Genomic DNA, 289 nt, shown 5'->3' with positions numbered 1-289 from the left:
GCCGCGTCCAGCCCGCCGCTGCCGGCGATGCGGGCGAGCAGCAGCGCGCGCGGCGGCCCCTTCCCGGCGGCGAGCCAGGCGCCATCGCGGGTCTCGACCCGTGTCTCGCCGAGGAATTCCCGGGCGAGGACGAGGAAGGCGCCGGTCGGGTCGGCAAAGCCGAAGCGGGTCAGCAGCGGGGAGGCGGCGGAGCGTAGCCCGTCGAGCAGCGCCTGCAGCCGCTCCCGCAGCGCGGCGGCCGTGAAGGCCTCCGGCCGCGTCTCCGGCGAGAGCAGGTAGCGGTAGCGGA

At 77.5% G+C, this 289-nt stretch carries 1 pseudogene; it reads right to left on the bottom strand.

Going from position 1 to position 289, the window contains the following annotated elements:
- A pseudogene (locus E2C06_RS38430) lies at positions 1 to 289 on the bottom strand (MMPL family transporter); the annotation flags it as partial.

Source organism: Dankookia rubra (genome assembly GCF_004355005.1).
Classification (GTDB): Bacteria; Pseudomonadota; Alphaproteobacteria; order Acetobacterales; family Acetobacteraceae; genus Paracraurococcus; species Paracraurococcus ruber_A.
The sequence above is the reverse complement of the archived record's forward strand: the minus strand, read 5'-3'. Positions and strand labels throughout refer to the sequence as shown.